At 43.2% G+C, this 18,040-nt stretch carries 17 protein-coding genes and 1 riboswitch; of the genes, 13 read left to right on the top strand and 4 right to left on the bottom strand.

What is annotated here, in order from left to right; translation table 11 throughout:
* The first annotated feature begins 29 nt into the window (after positions 1 to 29).
* From B5Y67_RS14895 to B5Y67_RS14875, 4 genes are all read left to right on the top strand, one after another.
* Entirely contained in the window at positions 30 to 407 is a 378-nt protein-coding gene (locus B5Y67_RS14895) for a hypothetical protein (protein WP_088227213.1), read from the top strand.
* A 285-nt stretch (positions 408 to 692) separates the two neighbouring features.
* On the top strand, positions 693 to 1,709 hold the full coding sequence (locus B5Y67_RS14885) for a metallophosphoesterase (RefSeq protein WP_088227211.1): 1,017 nt from the start codon (positions 693 to 695) through the stop codon (positions 1,707 to 1,709).
* Positions 1,710 to 1,812: 103 nt separating this feature from the next.
* Complete coding sequence (locus B5Y67_RS14880; protein ID WP_088227210.1) at positions 1,813 to 2,262, top strand: MarR family transcriptional regulator; 450 nt, start codon at positions 1,813 to 1,815, stop codon at positions 2,260 to 2,262.
* Between the two features lie 120 nt (positions 2,263 to 2,382).
* Entirely contained in the window at positions 2,383 to 2,547 is a 165-nt protein-coding gene (locus B5Y67_RS14875) for an aspartyl-phosphate phosphatase Spo0E family protein (RefSeq protein WP_242975984.1), read from the top strand.
* A gap of 168 nt (positions 2,548 to 2,715) precedes the next feature.
* On the opposite strand, the gene B5Y67_RS14870 is transcribed toward B5Y67_RS14875, so the two are convergent.
* Together B5Y67_RS14870 and B5Y67_RS14865 are read right to left on the bottom strand one after the other, a co-directional pair.
* A complete protein-coding gene (locus B5Y67_RS14870; RefSeq protein ID WP_088227209.1) occupies positions 2,716 to 3,981 on the bottom strand; it encodes a divalent metal cation transporter in 1,266 nt (421 codons plus the stop codon).
* On the bottom strand, positions 3,978 to 5,279 hold the full coding sequence (locus tag B5Y67_RS14865; protein WP_088227208.1) for a CBS domain-containing protein: 1,302 nt from the start codon (positions 5,277 to 5,279) through the stop codon (positions 3,978 to 3,980). The genes B5Y67_RS14870 and B5Y67_RS14865 overlap by 4 nt, the downstream gene beginning before the upstream one ends.
* Before the next feature lie 216 nt (positions 5,280 to 5,495).
* Positions 5,496 to 5,663, bottom strand: a riboswitch (M-box (ykoK) riboswitch).
* 267 nt (positions 5,664 to 5,930) lie between these two features.
* Here B5Y67_RS14865 and scfA point away from each other — a divergent pair.
* From scfA to B5Y67_RS14830, 7 genes are all read left to right on the top strand, one after another.
* A complete protein-coding gene (gene scfA, locus B5Y67_RS14860) occupies positions 5,931 to 6,071 on the top strand; it encodes a six-cysteine ranthipeptide SCIFF (RefSeq protein ID WP_014829485.1) in 141 nt (46 codons plus the stop codon).
* A gap of 100 nt (positions 6,072 to 6,171) precedes the next feature.
* Positions 6,172 to 7,638: a thioether cross-link-forming SCIFF peptide maturase gene (gene scfB / locus B5Y67_RS14855; protein WP_088227207.1), complete on the top strand. Its 1,467-nt coding sequence runs from the start codon at positions 6,172 to 6,174 to the stop codon at positions 7,636 to 7,638.
* Between the two features lie 48 nt (positions 7,639 to 7,686).
* Positions 7,687 to 9,660, top strand: a complete 1,974-nt coding sequence (locus tag B5Y67_RS14850) for a molybdopterin-dependent oxidoreductase (RefSeq protein ID WP_088227206.1) — start codon at positions 7,687 to 7,689, stop codon at positions 9,658 to 9,660.
* Between the two features lie 67 nt (positions 9,661 to 9,727).
* A complete protein-coding gene (locus B5Y67_RS14845) occupies positions 9,728 to 10,432 on the top strand; it encodes a hypothetical protein (protein WP_088227205.1) in 705 nt (234 codons plus the stop codon).
* Positions 10,433 to 10,477: 45 nt separating this feature from the next.
* Positions 10,478 to 11,287 carry an MBL fold metallo-hydrolase gene (locus B5Y67_RS14840; RefSeq protein ID WP_088227204.1) on the top strand — a complete coding sequence of 270 codons (810 nt, stop codon included), beginning with the start codon at positions 10,478 to 10,480 and terminating at the stop codon, positions 11,285 to 11,287.
* A gap of 20 nt (positions 11,288 to 11,307) precedes the next feature.
* A complete protein-coding gene (locus B5Y67_RS14835; protein ID WP_088227203.1) occupies positions 11,308 to 12,462 on the top strand; it encodes a trypsin-like peptidase domain-containing protein in 1,155 nt (384 codons plus the stop codon).
* Between the two features lie 272 nt (positions 12,463 to 12,734).
* On the top strand, positions 12,735 to 14,390 hold the full coding sequence (locus tag B5Y67_RS14830) for a glutamine--tRNA ligase/YqeY domain fusion protein (RefSeq protein WP_088227257.1): 1,656 nt from the start codon (positions 12,735 to 12,737) through the stop codon (positions 14,388 to 14,390).
* 52 nt (positions 14,391 to 14,442) lie between these two features.
* On the opposite strand, the gene ybaK is transcribed toward B5Y67_RS14830, so the two are convergent.
* Entirely contained in the window at positions 14,443 to 14,925 is a 483-nt protein-coding gene (gene ybaK / locus B5Y67_RS14825) for a Cys-tRNA(Pro) deacylase (RefSeq protein ID WP_088227202.1), read from the bottom strand.
* A 174-nt stretch (positions 14,926 to 15,099) separates the two neighbouring features.
* Between ybaK and B5Y67_RS14820 the strand changes: the two genes are divergently transcribed.
* Positions 15,100 to 16,251 carry a glycosyltransferase gene (locus B5Y67_RS14820; RefSeq protein ID WP_088227201.1) on the top strand — a complete coding sequence of 384 codons (1,152 nt, stop codon included), beginning with the start codon at positions 15,100 to 15,102 and terminating at the stop codon, positions 16,249 to 16,251.
* 36 nt (positions 16,252 to 16,287) lie between these two features.
* On the opposite strand, the gene B5Y67_RS14815 is transcribed toward B5Y67_RS14820, so the two are convergent.
* Complete coding sequence (locus B5Y67_RS14815; protein ID WP_088227200.1) at positions 16,288 to 17,163, bottom strand: radical SAM protein; 876 nt, start codon at positions 17,161 to 17,163, stop codon at positions 16,288 to 16,290.
* Between the two features lie 174 nt (positions 17,164 to 17,337).
* Here B5Y67_RS14815 and sleB point away from each other — a divergent pair, with 174 nt between their 5' ends.
* Entirely contained in the window at positions 17,338 to 18,030 is a 693-nt protein-coding gene (gene sleB, locus B5Y67_RS14810; protein WP_088227199.1) for a spore cortex-lytic enzyme, read from the top strand.
* The last annotated feature ends 10 nt before the right edge of the window (positions 18,031 to 18,040 follow it).

The following is an 18,040-nucleotide window of genomic DNA, read 5'->3' as shown; positions in this document are numbered from 1 at the left end:
TCATAGAAATAATATTCGGGGTGATTTTATTGGGTAAACTTCTTTCGAGAGTGTTTGGCTCTAAAAATGATAATCAGGATAGCAATCATGATAAAAAAGATTCTGCAAACATAAAAATACCATGTACAAAAGAATTTCCGTATCTTCCGTCATACCACTGGGTGCAAGCCACTGAGTTCACTCCGGCAACTACCGAGGAACCTTTGGGCAAAGCAAAATATCTTGTTCATAAATCAAAGGATACTGTAGTTTACGAGGCTTATAAGGCCATTCTAATTGAGGATGGATGGACCATTAACGAGGAAACTAAAGTCATAAATTTTGTCGCTCAAAAAGATAACCATATCGCGAATATTTCCTTTTCTATTTTTGAAGAAAATGTTTTATTGACGGTTTTAGCAAAGTAAAGCAAACGGATAATTATAGTGAACAAGGGGCCGCTGCAATACGAACTATTTTAGCTCGCATTGCAGCGGCCCCTTCAACGGCAACTGCAGGTTCTTTGGAACTCACAATGGGGATGCCTTTTTCATAAATTATAATTGAGGGATTAACAAAAAAAGGGTATAGAATCGTGTCGATATTTGTGATATTATGGACAATAATAACAAATTTTATAAGCTCATTACCAAGCACTTCACTTAAAGTTTAGCCATAATTAACAGAATAGTAGGAAAGTTAGGAGCAAAAATATGGCGACAAGAAGGGATTTCTTGAAATGTTTGGCGGGGTTGGGAGTTGGAACATTACTATCTTGGAATGTAATGCTGCCGAAAGCTGCAATTTCAAAATCATTACGTACTGAAGAATGGACGGATAATCAAAACACAAAATTATCGTTTGTTGTCGTCAGTGATATACACATTGGCCGCTTGAACGCTATAAATCATTTCTCTGCCTTACTTGAGGATAATTTTAATTCCAAACCAGATGCAATGGTTGTCGTTGGTGACCTGGGCGATGGTGTACCATGGGATTATCGTTTGCTGAGTAACGAACTTTACAGGCATAAACTGGAAATTAATTATCCAATCTATTGGACGATTGGCAATCATGAATTTTACGGAAGTTTTTATCGAAATGGATACTGGTCACCGAGAACATTTCCTAATGAAGAAACTGATGATCAGGCTATTAATCGGTTTCTAACGTTTGCCAAGAGAGACAAAGTTTATGGAGATACTTGGATCAAAGATTATCATTTTATTTTTTTAGGGACTGAAAAATCGCGTATGAGTGATAGAAGGTACATGGATTCAGCTTATTTATCAGATGCACAGCTTGATTGGCTTGAAAACACACTTAAAATTGATCGAACACCTAATAAACCTGTATTTGTCTTTCTCCATCAACCAATTCCATATGCAGCATTGGGAGGATTTCAGCGCGGTTATGTCCTTCAGTGGCAAAGGCTAAACGATATTTTAGCGCGACATCCAGAGGTGATTCTATTTAATGGGCATACTCATTATAAAATTGATTACAATACTATGGACAGTGAAGCAAATTATGCAATTGTCAACAGTTCATCCCTGGCTTATCCGATTGACAGAAACAGACGGCATATTTTTAAATCAGCTCCGGGCTTAGTTGTAGAGGTATATGCTGAAAAGGTGGTTATCAAAGGCAGGGAATTTTTAAAGCCTGATTGGATAGAGGGAGCAGAGATTACTGTCTCTGAAAATACAAACTCTCATAAAATCGTTTGATAAGAATAACCTTTGGGACAGAGAAGCGCGTTTCCTTGACAAATATAAACTCATATTAGATAATTTACTAACTAATGAGATCGTTGAGATTAGGTGGTAAAAGGTGAAACTTGATAAAAATGAAGCTATTGTGGAGGAATTAGAGCGGACTATGGCCCAATTTAGGAGGTTTGGCGGGCAAATCAAATCTTCACATGCTATAAGACCCAGTGAATTTACATTGCTTCATACTATAATTCAGTGTACAGAACGTGATTCCAAAGGAATTAAAGTTTCAGACTTAAGTGTCCAACTGCAAATAACGCCCGCCGGCGTTACTCACATTATCAATACCTTAGAAGAACGAGGATACTTGGAACGCCTTGCTGATCCAACAGATCGGCGTGTTGTGCTGGTGAGAGCTACGGAAAAGGGCAAAGAAATAGTTCAGGCAATGAGAATAGAACACTTTGATTTTTTAAAGGGTTTAACGAATTATCTTGGAGAGCATGACAGTAAGGAGTTAATTCGTATCCTATCGGCAGCATTGAGCTATCTCAAAAATCGAGGATAATAATAATTGTGCTTGCTTTTTTAAACACAATATACTAAAATATACCAGTAAAGGGATTGCCTAGGAAGACGGTTGTTTTTTTTCACGGTTTTATTGAGAAAAAGAGGTGCGATTGTCAAAATGGATGCCTTGATGTCCTTAATTGAAGATGCTCGGAGAAAGCTAAATGATACCGCTGAAAGTAAGAGCCTAACGGATCCGGAAATTGTGAATATGAGTCAATGTTTGGATAGGCTGCTCAATGAGTATTATTTAATGAAAGAATTGGGCAGTTTAGCTTCATAAGCGGACGGTTAACGAAAACCAGGATATAGTTTTAGATTTTAGTCTTACCTCAAATGATCAACAGTTTCATAGGGGGTAATTTTTATTTTGGGGAATTAAACAAAAGGGTCAGTGTACTGAACTCGTTCCAGTAACACTGACCCTTACTGTTATTTCGGTTTCCTAAAACTAACTCATGCCGATCATTCCGAATAGCATAGTAACGAAATTAGGGAAAATAGTTGAAACAAGCAAAAGAAGGGTAAGAATGATTAAGATAATGGTGAATGCCCAAGAAATGATGTTAAAAAATTTAGTATTGGCGAAATCACCCATAAGGCTTTTTTTGCTGGCAATGAGAACCATGAAGATAAGAATAGGAGGTAAAAGTACCCCGTTGACAACCTGAGTCGTCAGCATAACGTGATAGAGAGAAAGATTTGGCCATAAAACTATGGCAGCTCCCAGGACGATGAGAACGGTATAAAGGCCGAAAAACATAGGAGCCTCTTTGTAGGATTTGCTAATTCCGTGTTCAAAACCAAAGGCTTCGCAAACGGCATAAGCTGTGCTTAGAGGAAGGACAAAGGCGGCCAGCATTGAAGCTCCGAGCAGACCAAAACCGAACAAAAACGTCGCATATTCTCCAGCTAAAGGTTTTAAGGCCAGGGCCACATCTTTAGCTGTTTCAATCGGGATTTTGTTGACAAAAAGCGTTGCAGCTGTAGCTACAATGATGAAGAAAGCGATAAACCCGGTAAAGAAGGATCCTATTAAGACATCCCAGCGGGTATAATGATAATCCCTGGCTGTAATCCCTTTGTCCACGACGGAAGCCTGGACATAAAATTGTCCCCAAGGAGTTATAGTGGTACCGATAACTCCTATTGCCATCATCAAATAAGCCGGGGTTCCGGAAAAATTAGGAGTAATTGATTCAATTAAAACCCGATGCCAGGGAGGGTTAACCATAATCCCAGAAATAAAATAACTAAAAAATGTTAAACAAAGGATTAAAAAAAGTTTCTCAATTTTTCCGTAATCTGTTTTGATGACAAGCCACCAAATTATGGCGCCCATTAAAGGTACGGAGATATATTTACTGACGCCAAAGATTTCAAAGCTTGTAGCAATACCGGAAAATTCCGAAGCTGTCGTGCCAAGGTTGGCGATTAGGAGAACACTCATGGCAAAGAAAGCCCATTTTACCCCGTAGTGTTCACGAATTAAATCGGAGAGACCGCGTCCGGTCACGGCACCCGTTCGTGCAGATATTTCTTGAGCAATTGCTAAGAGAACCGTACTTATGAGCATCGTAAAGATAAGTGAGTAACCGTATTTAGCTCCCGCCGCAGCATAGGTTGCGATTCCACCGGCATCATTATCAGCAAAAGCTGTCACGATCCCCGGCCCCATTACAGCAAGAAATAGTCCAAGTCGTTCTCTGCGGTTCATTCACTATGCCCCCCTTTCGCCAGCAGCCGCCGGCGTGCAATTAGGGTAGAGTGAATCTCAGCACGCGGACGATCCGGCATTAATAATTCCAGAACGTCATCGACGGTGATAATCCCTAAAACTTGATCACGATCATTGACAACAGGAACAGCGAGAAGACCATATTTATGGATGATTTCCGCAACTTTTTCGTGATCATCATAGGGTGATATTTTAACAATTTTTTTATGCATAAGTTCGCTGAGCGGGGTATCAGGAGCTGCAATGATGAGTTCCCGGAGAGAAAGTACGCCTTCAAGGGTTTCCTGTTCGTCAACAACATACAGATAGTAAATCGTTTCTGCTTCAGGAGCAAGGCGCCTTAATTCATTAATGGCTTGATCGGCCGTGAGCCATACGGGTAAGCCAATGTATTCGGTAGTCATGAGTGAGCCGGCAGTATCTTCTTGATATTGCATCAATTCACGTACATCTTCGGCATCGTCTGATTCCATGAGGCGAAGAAGCTCTTCCGATTTCTCGGCGGACAAGACGCTTAAGATATCTGCGGCCTCATCGGCAGGCATCTCCTCCAGGATATCAGAGGCACGTTCTTCGTCCATCTGAGTAATCATTTCGACTTGGGTATCTAATTCCATTTCAGATAAGGCATCGATAGTTTGTTGAGAATCAAGAGCTTCAAGAAAGGTTGCTCTTTGCCTATAATCCATTTCCTCGATAAGGTCGGCAATGTCTGCAGGGTGAAGCTGGCGAAGTTGTTCCTTTTCCCGCGTCAGTTGGAGAGAGGAGGTTCGATTCTCCAGGGGTTTGATATATTGGCAGCCGACAAAGTTATTGTTAAGTCGATTTAGTAAAAATTCAACACCCAAACGGCGGAATAGACCTCGAATTCCGATATCGACGGCAACCAGGACAATAAATTGGTGGTCGTCGCGAGACACCCAGGATAATGAGATATCATTGACTCGTACAATTCTTGAGCCTTCCAGATCAATAATTTGTTTATCTAATAGCCACTTTCCAATAAAGGTTTCATTATCGTGTAAAGGGCAGGTCCGTTGAGGATCAAAAGTAACATTTAAACGAAGGCCTGCATGATTCCAGGACTCGACCCATTCGATAGGGATAAGGGCGGGAATTTTTTTGGCATAACGAATACCAGTAACCAAGGGTGAGAGGTTATCCCAACGCATGGCAAGGTCGTATAATCGGCCAATGCGGTGTCCTTGAACATCCCAGATCGGTTTATTGGATAATTGGCTGAAGTAGAACTCACCTAATACTTTTAAATCGTTCATTGACATCCCTCCTTCTAATGCCGGAGTCTGGCACTTATGGCAAAAAGACTCCCTTGGGGCTTAAGAAAATAATAACTGCATAAATGATAAGGGCCAGAACCCACAAAACCACCTCCTTAAATCTTCCCAAATTATAATGTTCCATGAGTACTTTTTTCATAATTGAACGTATAAAAAAGACCTCTACACAAAATAGAAGGTCATGGGTAAAACATGTGACCTCCCTTCTCGTTGAGTTTTAGCACTGCATAGCGTAGAGGGTTATCTCAGCCACATTAAGTAAAACCTTATGCCGGTAATACCTGTTCTACCCAATTGGCGTCTCTCGACATTTCTGGGCAGTGGCTTATGTTTATGCAGGAGCCTCACCTAACAGAGATTTTTGTCTACTTCATTATATGTATAATCTATTAAATTCGTCAACATTTTTGCTTACTAATTAAATATTCACTCGATGTCCTTTGATTAATCAGGATTGCTTGTAATTTCTCAAAGATACTTAATGACGCTCCGACAGGACGCAGCCGGGAAAAGGGAGGAGCGGCAAGATATTAAGTATGAAAGGCCTTGGCGAAGTTTTGCCTTTTCTCTTGTCCATATGATATAATCAAAGATGGATTATTACCTATGATTCGAGAGGAGGGTGTTTGAATGGCAAAACACATTCAGACGATTGTGAAAGCAAACCTAAGTGCTACGGTTAAAACTGGAGGTTGTGGAAATTGTCAAACCTCTTGCCAATCAGCATGCAAGACATCTTGCACGGTTGGTAACCAAGTGTGTGTTAAATAATGTAGCTCTGAATTTGTACATGATCTCAGAACCCAATCCATTTCGGGCTGGGTTCTGTTCTATTTATACTATGTACTAAGAAGTGAGAGAGAGGACGTCAATGTTAAATTTTAAGGAACTAGAAGGTTATAATTTTAAAAAGAATGTTCATTGTTTCCAACAGGGAGATTTATTGATCGGTTACGATGTTAATTCAGGTTCAATTCATTTGCTGGATGAAGAGACCTTTTTGATTTTAAAAACCTTGGAGGATGTAAACTCAACGGAGGGGCATCTTTCCCAGGAAGCTTTGGAAAAGGCGCTTAGATTGGCCGGGAATTTTACCCATAACGAAACAGTCTCCGAAATTTTAGTAGAATTAGAGGAACTTCGTCAGGAAGGGACATTGTTCTCCGGAGAACCGGAACAGATTGCAGCGGTTTATCCTGAGAAACCCATTGTCAAAGCAATTTGCCTCCATGTTGCTCATGACTGCAATTTGCGCTGCGAGTACTGCTTTGCCGGAACCGGGGCTTTTGGGGGCAGCAGAACATTAATGGATTTGGAGACAGGTAAACGGGGAATTGACTTTGTTTTAGCGGCCTCAAGACATAGGGATCATTGTGAGGTGGATTTCTTCGGCGGAGAACCGCTTATAAATTTCGGTGTCGTCAAAGCCTTAGTTGACTATGGAAAAAAAGCAGCACGAGCTCAAAACAAAACAATTAAATTTACGTTAACGACCAATGGTGTGTTATTGAATGAAGAGATCCAAAATTTCCTGGAAGAAGAGGAAATCAGTGTGGTGTTAAGTCTTGACGGACGACCGGAGATTCATGACCGAATGCGTCCTCATGCTGATGGCCGCGGAAGTTACGGGGAGGTTGTGCCGAGAATTCAGCAATTTACTTCCCTGAGACCGAAAACGTCGCCCTATGCTATAGGTACCTATTATTACGTGCGGGGTACATATACTCATTTTAATTGTGACTTTGACCGTGATGTTTTACACATGGCAGATTTAGGAATTCAGCAAATCTCCGTTGAGCCCGTTGTAGCGGGACCGCAGGATCCTTATGCTTTTCAAGAAGGGGATTTGGCTAAAATCTATGAGGCCTATGACCGCTTAGGCGAGGCAATCCTTGAGCGGCGGGCTCAGGGGCGAGGCTTTAATTTCTTTCACTTTAATGTTGCTCTTGATAATGGCCCCTGCCTGCATAAAAGGTTGTCGGGTTGTGGAGCAGGTCACGAATATGTGGCTATTTCTCCTGAGGGTGATCTTTATCCCTGTCATCAATTTGTCGGGCAAGAGGCTTTTAGACTTGGCTCTCTTTATGATCAAGATCCCTTAGAGCTTAAGGCGGATTTAGTCCGGGAATTCCGCACCGCGAATATCTATGCTAAACCAACCTGCCAGGATTGCTGGGCGCGTTTTGCCTGCAGCGGAGGATGTCATGCCGCTAACACGGCCTTTACTCAGAAACTGACCGAAGTATATGAACTCGGATGTAAACTGCAAAGAAAACGTTTAGAAGTGGCTCTATACGTTAAGATTAAAGAAATCCAACAAAATTGTGACGAACTGTAATTTTTGGATGGCCGTGCTTTAGGCAGATATATTTGGGAGGAACAAGTAATGACACTGGTACGTTCTGCATGTCCGTTGAATTGTCCTGATGGATGTGCCTTTCTCGTAGAGAGGACGAAAAACGGTCTTCGAGTGAAGGGGGACCCTTTAAATAGTATTACGAAAGGATTTGTCTGCTCGAAGGGACAGGCTTTGGCAAAACGTGTCTTTTCCCCGGATAGGCTGAGATTTCCCTTATTAAGACAAGGGCAAGGATGGCAAAGGCTGAGCTGGGATCAAGCCTACGCTCTACTGACGGAAAAGATAAAAGAAACTCTGTCTGACGTCGGACCCTGGGGGATTTTCCATCATTACGATTATGGAAATAACGGTGTCCTCCGGGAGCTGGACCAGAGGTTTTTTCAAGCCCTGGGAGGTGTCACGGAACCACGAGGGAGCATGTGCTGGGGTGCAGGATATCGGGCTCAAGAATTAGATTTTGGCGGGGTTTATTCAAATTCCCGGGACGATTTAGAGGATGCTCGGACCATTGTCCTTTGGGGAAGAGACCCAGCAGTGACGAACGTTCATCTTATACCCCATCTCTTAGCGGCTAAGAAAAGGGGAGCCCGTGTTCTGGTAATCAACCCCATTCGTGTTAAAAGTGCGGAGTTCGCAGATGCTTTTTACCAGGTAAAACCTGGCACAGATGGAGCTTTAGCCTTAGGACTTAGTCATATCATTTTGCGGGAGCGCTGGCAGGATACACGTTTTATTCAAGACTATGTTCATGGCTTTGAAGAATTTGCCAGAAGAAGTAAAGAATTCTCTCCGGAGAAAGTGGAAGCCATAACCGGTGTAAGTGTCAAGGAAATAACAGACCTTGCCAGATCTATAAGCCACTCTCGCCCTGTATCCTTTATCCTGGGTTATGGGCTTCAACGTTATGTGAGTGGCGGTAATACAGTTCGTGCTATTGACGGCTTGGCCGCTATCAGCGGAAATATTGGCTGGGCAGGCGCAGGAGTACATTATGCCCATCAGTATCATCGCGGGAAAATGAATTCCTTGCTGCTGTCTCCAGAACGCTATCAGTCAAGAACTTACCCCCACCCGATTCTTGTGGAAGAACTCCTTAAAGCCAATCCCCCTGTTCAATTAGCGGTTGTGACTCGTTCCAATCCTTTAGTTCAGCAGCCAAATTCCCTGCTCTGGCGAGAGCTTTGGCGAAAGATCCCCTTTAAAGTTGTTTTAGATACGGTTCTGACAGAAACGGCCAGGCAGTCGAATTTAGTTTTACCCGTGGCGACGATTTTCGAAGAGGAGGAATTAGTGAGGACCTCGTGGAGTCCACTTATTCATTATGCTCAAAAAGTTCTTGAACCCCAGGGAGAGGCTCAAGCGGAACCAATGATCTTCATTGAATTAGCGAAAAGACTGGGGTTGGAAAAGGACTTTCCCTATGCCGCGGCAAGAGAATGGCTGGAATTTGTCATTGGACCTTTGAGCGAAGCATATGGGATAACTCTTGATACCCTCGCCCAAGGGCCGATCTATGCACCTTATATACCTAGAGTGGCATGGGAAGACAAAGACTTTAAAACGCCCAGCGGAAAAATTGAACTCTCTTCAGAACTTGCCCGCGAAGAACAGGGGGAAGCGGTGGCAACATATATGCCGACAGAGGATCAGGAGGATAAGGCTGGATTCCCCTGGCATTTGATTACTCCCCATCCTGGTAAGGCTTTGCATTCTCAGTTCCATCAGGATGATGGCTTCATAATGTTTCTCCATCCAGATTTAGCGGATAAATATCGTCTCAATCATGGCGACCGGGCAATCATTGAGACTGTGTACGGGCAGCTTGTTGCTTCCGTAGCTATATCTGAAGATATTCATCCTCAAACGGTGGTCCTTCCCGAAGGGACAACGTCTGAAGGGCTGGGGGTTAATCAATTGATCCTGGGTAAATGCTCTGATATTGGAGAAAGCACTTCCTACTACGATATGCGATGTCAGATTCGAAAATGGTTTTTGGACTAACTTTGGGTTGGGCAGATAAAGCAAGTGTGTTACAATAATTGGAAAACAGGATTGGGAGGCGGGAGGTTTGAGGAAAGGTAAATACCGCGTTTTTGCTATCATTCTCGTGAGCCTCATAATCATCGCTATGGTAGGTTCGGGATTTGCTTTGTTTTTTGGCGGCAGCGGAATTCAGGTTCCCAACCAAAACTCAGCAACGAATTCCGTGAACACTGCTGCGGATTATCAGGCAAAGAAGGCGCGTTTGGCTGATTTAGCCGCGAGGGCCAAGAAGGATCCGAGCAACGTTGCTCTGCAAAAGGATCTTGGCGATGAATATTATGATGCGGGCTCGGAGGCAGAAACGGCAGCGCCTTCAGAGTCGGCAGAAAACTATAAGCAGGCGGTAGCAGCATATCAAAACGTCTTAAAGGTCAACAAGGATCCCAATGTCATGGTAGATATGGCAACTTCAGCCTTTAAGAGCGGTCAAAATGCTTTGGCAGAGAAAACATATCAAGAAGCTTTGAGCCTCAAGCCGGACTTTGTTAATGGTTTAGTGAATTATGGTATATTTCTTGCGTATGCGGAAAACGATTTATCCGGGGCTATTGTCCAGTGGCAGAAAGCGGAGAAGGCAGCTCCTGCGGGTACGGTAAAGGATCAAATTGCTGCCATGATCAGCCAGGCCCAAAGTCAGCTTAAAGGATCTAACGCGACATCGGGTGGTATATCCAACCCAAATCCGGCTCTGAATAAGGGGACCTCAACTCCCGCACCGGCAGGTAAGTAACTCACTCACAGAGAATTAGAGAACATCAGATGGAGGAGACGTATCTTGCATTTTACAACGTTGGCCAGCGGAAGTTCGGGAAATGCAATCCTTGTCGGTGAAGGACACAGGCATCTGCTCGTGGATTGTGGGGTAAGCGGCAAGAGTTTATTAACGAATCTTGCTCAGCTTAATATTGCTGAATCGGAAATTGAGGGAATTATCGTAACTCATGAACATATTGATCATATTCGGGGAGTCGGTATCCTGGCTCGAAAGTTGAAAATTCCTGTTTATGCAACTGCCGGTCTATGGAAGGCCATGGGCCGTTTCTTAGGAAAGCTTGCGGGGAATCAGTGTGTCGAAGTTAGTGCGTCCTTCACCTGCGCGGGTCTTGACGTGTTGCTCTATCCCACATCTCATGACAGCTGCGAAAGTTATGGCTTAAAAATCCTGCGGCCGGGAAAAGGGGGCAAGAGCCACTTAATGGTGGGAATTGCTACTGACAGCGGCAGAATAACTGATGAGATGAACCGATATTTAAAGGGCTGTGACGGATTTGTTGTCGAGGCAAATTACGATGATGAAAAGCTGCATAACGGTCCATATCCGGCGTATTTAAAGAAACGTATCAGCGGACATTTTGGACACCTGGAAAATTCTCAATTGGCAAGAGGATTAACGGAGTGGATTCAAGAGAATACCCAACGGGTCGTGCTGGCCCATCTAAGTGAGGAGAACAACACTCCTGAAATCGCCTTGTCAACTGTACTGAATATCCTCAAGGAATCGAAGGTTTCCCAAACGTGCCCTGAGGTAAAAGTACATGTAGCCCCACGCCATACTCCGCATGAACTAATTATTTTGCGGGAATAATTAAGGTAAGGAGGGTATCTATGAGTTATTATAACGACCAAAATGATTACTCAAAGAAAAGAAGGCCAAGTTTCCTTTCAACCCTGGTGATTGCCGTAATCAGCGCTGCGATAGGCGGAATTATTGCAGTTGCCTTAATTCCTTCCGTATATGGAAATAAACAGGCGTCTCCAACGAATCAAGTCATTTTAAACGGACCGGGAACAACTCCGTCCATTAATACAGGGAGTACAGCTAATTTCCCAGTAGTACAAATTGCCAAAGCAGTCGGCCCTGCCGTTGTAGGAATCGCCAATTTTCAATCCCAAGGATCGTTGTTCGGCGGTGGAGGCCTAACAGAAGCAGGCAGTGGTTCAGGCTTTATTATTGATGCGCAGCACGGTTATATTGTTACTAATAATCACGTAGTAACCGGAGCGGAAAAACTGGTTGTCAGTCTGGCAGATGGACGTAATCTCAATGCAAAGTTAGTAGGCGCTGATGACCGCACGGATTTAGCCGTGGTACAAATAAGCGATACCAGCAAATTAACGGCAACCCAAGAAGGAGATTCTACAAAACTTCAAGTTGGAGAACCTGTAGTGGCTATCGGTAATCCGGGAGGTCAAGAATTTGCCCGTTCTGTTACGACAGGAGTGGTATCAGCAACGAATCGGATATTGGATATTCCTGGTGAATCGAGTTTTAATCTTATCCAGACAGATGCCGCTATTAATCCGGGAAACAGCGGAGGTCCTCTTGTTAATTATCAAGGTCAAGTTATCGGCATTAATTCAGCCAAAAATCAGGAACAGGGCTTTGAGGGAATGGGGTTTGCCATCCCCATCTCGGATGCTTTGCCAACGATTGAACAATTAATTGCAAAAGGGTATGCCAGTCATGCAGGCTTAAATGTGCAGATCGACCCGCGCTACACAGCAGAATATGCAAGTCAAAGAGGTTGGCCTGCCGGGGCCTACGTTTCCAAAGTCGTTTTGGGAGGACCGGCCCAGAGAGCCGGTATTGCAGCAGGCGATATTGTCACAAAAATTAATGGCAAAGACATTAAGAGCTCTTTGGAGTTGACGCATGAATTGTTCAAATATAAGGCAGGGGATAAAGTAACCGTTACAATATTCCGCAATAATAAGAGTTTAGATGTGTCCGTGACATTGACAGAGATTAAATCTCAGTAAACTCGGGCATCACTCCCAGTCGTAGATGCGGAGTCTTACGATTGGATAAACTGTTGAAGAACTGCATACTATTGGTAGAGTGCGAAGAATTGCTTGTGTCAGAGATTATTTTCTAAGATGCAAGCTTTTCTGAGTATAGTGGAACCTTTAGTGGGTTTAGAACGATAAAGTTCAAAACATAAAGTTGAACTCTTTTCAGGTATAATGTATTATTTAATATTAAGGATAAATAAGCACAAACAGGATCACACGATTTAGAAAGGTTGATCATGATGGAACATAAATCCTCATCGAATTTCCTAAGAAACATCATTCTTGAAGATTTTAAAGCGGGTAAAGCCGACCATGTTGTTACCCGTTTTCCACCGGAGCCTAACGGCTATTTACATATAGGGCATGCAAAATCAATTATTCTTAATTTTGAATTGGCCGATGAATTCAAAGGAAAAACTCATCTGCGTTTTGATGATACAAACCCTACAAAAGAAGATACAGAATATGTCGAGTCCATTAAAGAAGATGTTCAGTGGCTGGGATATCAATGGGATGAATTGTTTTTTGCTTCGAACTATTTTGAGGAAATGTATAACCGTGCCATTTTGCTAATTAAAAAGGGAAAAGCCTACGTCTGCGATTTGACTGCAGAGGAAATCAGGAAAACAAGAGGGTCTCTGACGGAACCAGGACAGCCAAGTCCTTGGCGGGAGCGATCTGTTGAAGAGAATCTGGAACTCTTCGAGGAAATGCGGCGCGGAGCTTTTAAAGACGGAGAAAAGGTATTACGGGCGAAAATTGACATGGCCTCTCCGAACATTAATTTGCGCGATCCTGTCCTTTATAGGATAGCTCACGCATCCCACCATAATACCGGCGATAAATGGTGTATCTATCCTATGTATGATTTTGCCCATCCTTTGGAAGATGCAATTGAAGGTGTTACTCATTCGATCTGTACTTTGGAATTTGAAGACCATCGTCCTTTGTATGACTGGATAGTGCGGGAATGTGAAATGGAAAACGTGCCGCACCAATATGAATTTGCCCGCTTGAATCTTACAAATACGGTTATGAGTAAGCGTAAGCTTAAACAACTTGTTGAAGAAAAGATTGTTGATGGCTGGAACGATCCGCGGATGCCGACGATTTCCGGGCTTCGACGAAGAGGGTATACTCCTGAGGCAATGCGCAATTTTGCCCGGGAAATAGGGGTTGCGAAAGCAGACAGTGTGGTTGACACTAAAATGCTGGAACATTTTATTCGAGAAGATTTAAAACTCAAAGCACCGCGCACTATGGCCGTTCTGAAGCCGTTAAAGGTAGTCATTACGAATTACCCGGAAGATCAAGCTGAGATGCTGGAAGCGGAAAACAATCCCGAAAATCCGGAAATGGGTGTTCGCATGATTCCTTTTTCCCGGGAGATTTATATTGAACAGGATGACTTTGCAGAGAATCCGCCGCCAAAATATCATCGGCTTTATCTTGGCAACGAAGTACGTTTGAAAAATGCCTATTTCATTAAATGTAATGAGATTGTTAAGGATGAATCTGGGAGAGTAATAGAGCTCCATTGCACCTACGATCCGGAAACTAAGAGCGGCACAGGCTTTACGGGAAGAAAAGTTAAAGGTACGATTCACTGGGTAGATGCCCGACATGCTGTCCCGGCAGAATTTCGCTTATATGAACCTCTGATTTTAGAAAATGAGACCGATGATGGAACTTCCTTTTTAGAGCATATTAATCCCCACTCTTTGGAGATCGCTGATGGTTTTGTAGAACCAACTATGAAAACCTCAAAATCTCAAGACAAATTCCAATTCTTTAGGCATGGTTATTTTAATGTTGATCCTTTGTATTCTTCAGCGGATCATCTCGTGTTCAATCGTATTGTATCTCTGAAAAGCTCCTTTGAACTTCCGAAGTAAGGCATGGGAATGACTCCCACTTCTCGAAGCGGGAGTCTTACGCTTGGATAAATTAGCTGGGTTCGGTTGTGATCTTGCCGACTTGTGCTTTTGCAGCCTTAATTAAGTCGGATGAAGGCAGGAAGATCTGAAGTCCGCGCAGACCGGCGCTGACAGCAACCTTTTCTTGGACAGTAACTGCAGAATCAATAAAGGTGGGGTAGGATTTCTTCATGCCAAGCGGCGATACACCGCCCCGAATATATCCGGTCAGAGGTTGGACTTCTTTAAGAGGGACAACCTCTACTTTTTTATTTCCGCTCAGAGCGGCAAGAGCCTTCAGATGGAGTTCAAGATCACCTTGGATACAGGCTACAATGACTCCGGTCTTATCGCCGCGGGCGACTAGGGTTTTATAAACTTGTTCGATGGGAAGACCTACCTTTTGAGCAACGGAAATTGCCGATAAGTCTGATTCATCGACAGGGTATTCTTTAAGTTCATAAGATAGTTTCAATTGATCGAGGATACGTGCAGCATTGGTTTTACGCATGATTTTTGTGCTCCTTTGTTATTTTGCTGATTCTTCTTGACGGTTGTTAAGAAAGTGTTTTAATTTAGCAGATACTTTTAATTTCCTTTCTTTTTTGAAGGGTAATCCCTATAATAGAAACAGGTACCACGAAGATAAGATTCGTATCAGGTTAGTCTATGAGAGGGAGGGCCGACTTTGAAAGAACTTAGGGTTCTCGTATTTTCCGCCTCGTTTGGCAATGGACATTTGAGAGCGGCTGAAGCCGTTATTGAAGGAATAAAGATGAAAGTGCCTTCTGCTGAAATTATTCATTTGGATTTCGGTGCATTTTTAAATATAAGAGTTAACTCCATCATAAAAGATTTTTATAGCGGGCTTCTCAGAAGAGCTCCAAAACTCTGGGGCCGTTTTTATTATAAAACGGGCAAGAAGCAGCCGCAATCGATGAGTCAACGGTTGTTAAATCAAATTGGGCGGAGTAATTTTCTCAATTACATTCAGCAAGTTAAACCGGACTTAATTGTTTGTACTTACCCGACTGTATCTTCGATTCTCGCCCAATTAAGAGTTAAACAGATTCTGCTTGTTCCGGTGGCTACAGTAATCACAGATTATACGGCCCACAGCCATTGGGTTCACCCGGGAGTTGATTGCTATATAGTAGCTTGTGCTAAAGTTAAGGATCTGTTGATGTCTTGGGGGATACAGGCTCAAAATATCCATGTAACAGGTATTCCTGTTAGTCCAAGATTTGAATATAATGCCGATCGTTTGTCTATATGTAAAACATTGGGATTAACGCTAGGTCTACCAACCGTCTTATTCATGGGCAGTTCTTATGGAGTATGTGAAAGCACCAAAAGAATTTGCCAGAAGCTGGCTAATTCTCAAGTACCTGTTCAATGCCTTATTGTATGTGGACATAATGACAAACTCTATAATTCTTTAGACGAAGTGATCGCAGAGGCCCGAAATCCCTTGCTGCGCTATAGATTTGCACATAATGTTGAAGAATTGATGTCTGTTTCTGACTTGATTATTACGAAAGCTGGGGGATTAACGGTATCGGAAGCCTTGACGAAACACTTGCCTCTGGTAATTTTCAGGCCGATTCCCGGACAAGAGGAAGAAAACGCACAGTATATCAGAGAGGTTGGGGCTGGATGCATCGCTGAAAGTGAGGAAGAGTTAGATCAAAGGCTGCGTTACTTTTTAGAACATCCTGAGGAGATCGAAAGGATGCGTACTAAAGCGGCAATGGTCTCTGAAGGACATTCCGCAGAACGAGCAGTTGAAGAAATGTTACAATTGGTGATAACGTCAAGCAGAAGGCAAAGAATCGGTTAAAATGATTCTTTGCCTTCTGTTTTAGCGTAAGTTCTCTTAGAGTCCTCGCCAATAATCCGGACGCAATTCGTCAAGGGCAGAGTTTTCTAAAACTGTATCAAGGGTTTTTAGAATTGAGGTGCGGTCCTCAGGAAGCGCAGCGCGAAGAGGCAGGTAATTGGAAGCATGATTGCTCCGGAAAATACAGTGGGAAACATCAAGTTTCTCCAGCATAGATCTGAGTTCAGTTAAAGATTCCCAGGGATCAAGAAGCTGAAATTCACCTCGCTGAATAACTTCGTACAAGGGGGTTTCCGGTTCTACCATCAGGGTCAAAGCACCTAAATATTGAGGATCTATCTCACTGATGACCAGGGCAGTATCGCGGGCATGAGCCTGGGTTAAGGCCTTTCCGCCCAAACCAATAATCACAGTACAAGAGACAATCAGGCCGCTTGCTTTGAGCTTACGACCGGCATTAATCATTTGTTCTGGGTCGACCCCCTTACGGACAAAGTTTAGCACTTCAGAATTTCCGCTTTCTACACCTAAATAAACGATAGTTAGCCCATGTGCTTTCAGGGAGGCCAACTCTTCAGGTGTTTTAGCGAGAATATCCTTGGGCCCTCCGTAAATGCCGACTCGTTGAAGGTTAGGGAAGTTTGCATAAAGTTGATCGAGAATTTCCAGAAGCAGAGAGGTGTCAACAGCCAGAGCATCCCCATCCGCCAAAAAAACACGCTCTGCTCTTGGGTTCTGGACTAAGCCTTCAGTGATCATAGCCTTAATTTCTGAACGCGATTTTATGCGAAAGGTTTTGTCTTTATACATGGTGCAAAAAGTACAGGCATTGTGGCGACAGCCGACGGTAATTTGGAGAATAAGGCTTCTGGCTTCACTGGGCGGACGATAGAGAATTCCTTCATAATTCACAGTATCCCCTCCAATAATTGTTTTGTTTTGACATCTTTTCTACAAGCTTTTAAAAAGTACCTGCCAATTATTTTATCAATAGCAGTTTATTCGGTCGGAAGATTTCGAAGATATGTTGGATAATTTTCTTACTCTTTTGCCACACTAATGATTATTAAAAAGTGAGGTGAGGGTATGATCTTGCGTTTTAGATCTCGGTGGATTGTTCTCATCGTGGGATTGATTCTTAGTATTACCCTAACAGGCATTGCTTATGGGGCTTTAGGGGATCGCTTGCTGGGCAGAGGGAGCAGCGGCCCGGATGTTCAAGAAATGCAAAAGGGGCTGGCACAGTTAGGTTATGGTGTCGGTCCCATCGATGGGAAATTCGGTACCAAAACTGAGGCAGCAATACGTAACTTTCAGAAAGATCACGGTATAAAGGTTGATGGTTTGGCAGGGACTAAAACTATCAGCGAACTAAAACGTTTAACGGGACAAAGTACGAACGCTTCGGGGAAGGCTATTGGTTATAAGAATGTTGATATTAATCTATTAGCCCATGCGGTAAATGGTGAGGCCAGAGGTGAACCTTATCTAGGACAGGTTGCTGTTGCTGCGGTTATCCTTAACCGAATATCAGATCCTGCTTTCCCCAAGACAATAGCCGACATTATTTATCAGCCGGGTGCCTTTTCAAGTGTTAATGATGGGCAAATTAATTTGTCGCCGACAGCTTCTTCCCTTCGCGCAGCTCAAGAAGCGGCAAGCGGGGTTGACCCTTCAAAAGGTGCACTCTTCTTTTTTAACCCCGCAAAAACGACCAATAAATATATTTGGTCCCGGCCTGAGCTCGTCAAAATAGGAAATCATATTTTTACGAAGTAGGAGGAAGAGA

The sequence above is a fragment of the Desulfosporosinus sp. FKB genome (assembly GCF_002196705.1).
In the GTDB taxonomy this organism is placed as follows: domain Bacteria; phylum Bacillota; class Desulfitobacteriia; order Desulfitobacteriales; family Desulfitobacteriaceae; genus Desulfosporosinus.
The sequence above is the reverse complement of the archived record's forward strand: the minus strand, read 5'-3'. Positions and strand labels throughout refer to the sequence as shown.

What these genes read in the sequence shown, in the direction of transcription:
- B5Y67_RS14885 (WP_088227211.1), top strand. Translation starts at nt 693, where the DNA reads ATGGCGACAAGAAGGGATTTCTTGAAATGTTTGGCGGGGTTGGGAGTT.
- B5Y67_RS14875 (WP_242975984.1), top strand. Translation starts at nt 2,383, where the DNA reads ATGGATGCCTTGATGTCCTTAATTGAAGATGCTCGGAGAAAGCTAAAT.
- B5Y67_RS14870 (WP_088227209.1), bottom strand. Translation starts at nt 3,981, where the DNA reads ATGAACCGCAGAGAACGACTTGGACTATTTCTTGCTGTAATGGGGCCG.
- B5Y67_RS14865 (WP_088227208.1), bottom strand. Translation starts at nt 5,279, where the DNA reads ATGAACGATTTAAAAGTATTAGGTGAGTTCTACTTCAGCCAATTATCC.
- scfA (WP_014829485.1), top strand. Translation starts at nt 5,931, where the DNA reads ATGGCAAAACACATTCAGACGATTGTGAAAGCAAACCTAAGTGCTACG.
- scfB (WP_088227207.1), top strand. Translation starts at nt 6,172, where the DNA reads ATGTTAAATTTTAAGGAACTAGAAGGTTATAATTTTAAAAAGAATGTT.
- B5Y67_RS14850 (WP_088227206.1), top strand. Translation starts at nt 7,687, where the DNA reads ATGACACTGGTACGTTCTGCATGTCCGTTGAATTGTCCTGATGGATGT.
- B5Y67_RS14835 (WP_088227203.1), top strand. Translation starts at nt 11,308, where the DNA reads ATGAGTTATTATAACGACCAAAATGATTACTCAAAGAAAAGAAGGCCA.
- B5Y67_RS14830 (WP_088227257.1), top strand. Translation starts at nt 12,735, where the DNA reads ATGGAACATAAATCCTCATCGAATTTCCTAAGAAACATCATTCTTGAA.
- sleB (WP_088227199.1), top strand. Translation starts at nt 17,338, where the DNA reads ATGATCTTGCGTTTTAGATCTCGGTGGATTGTTCTCATCGTGGGATTG.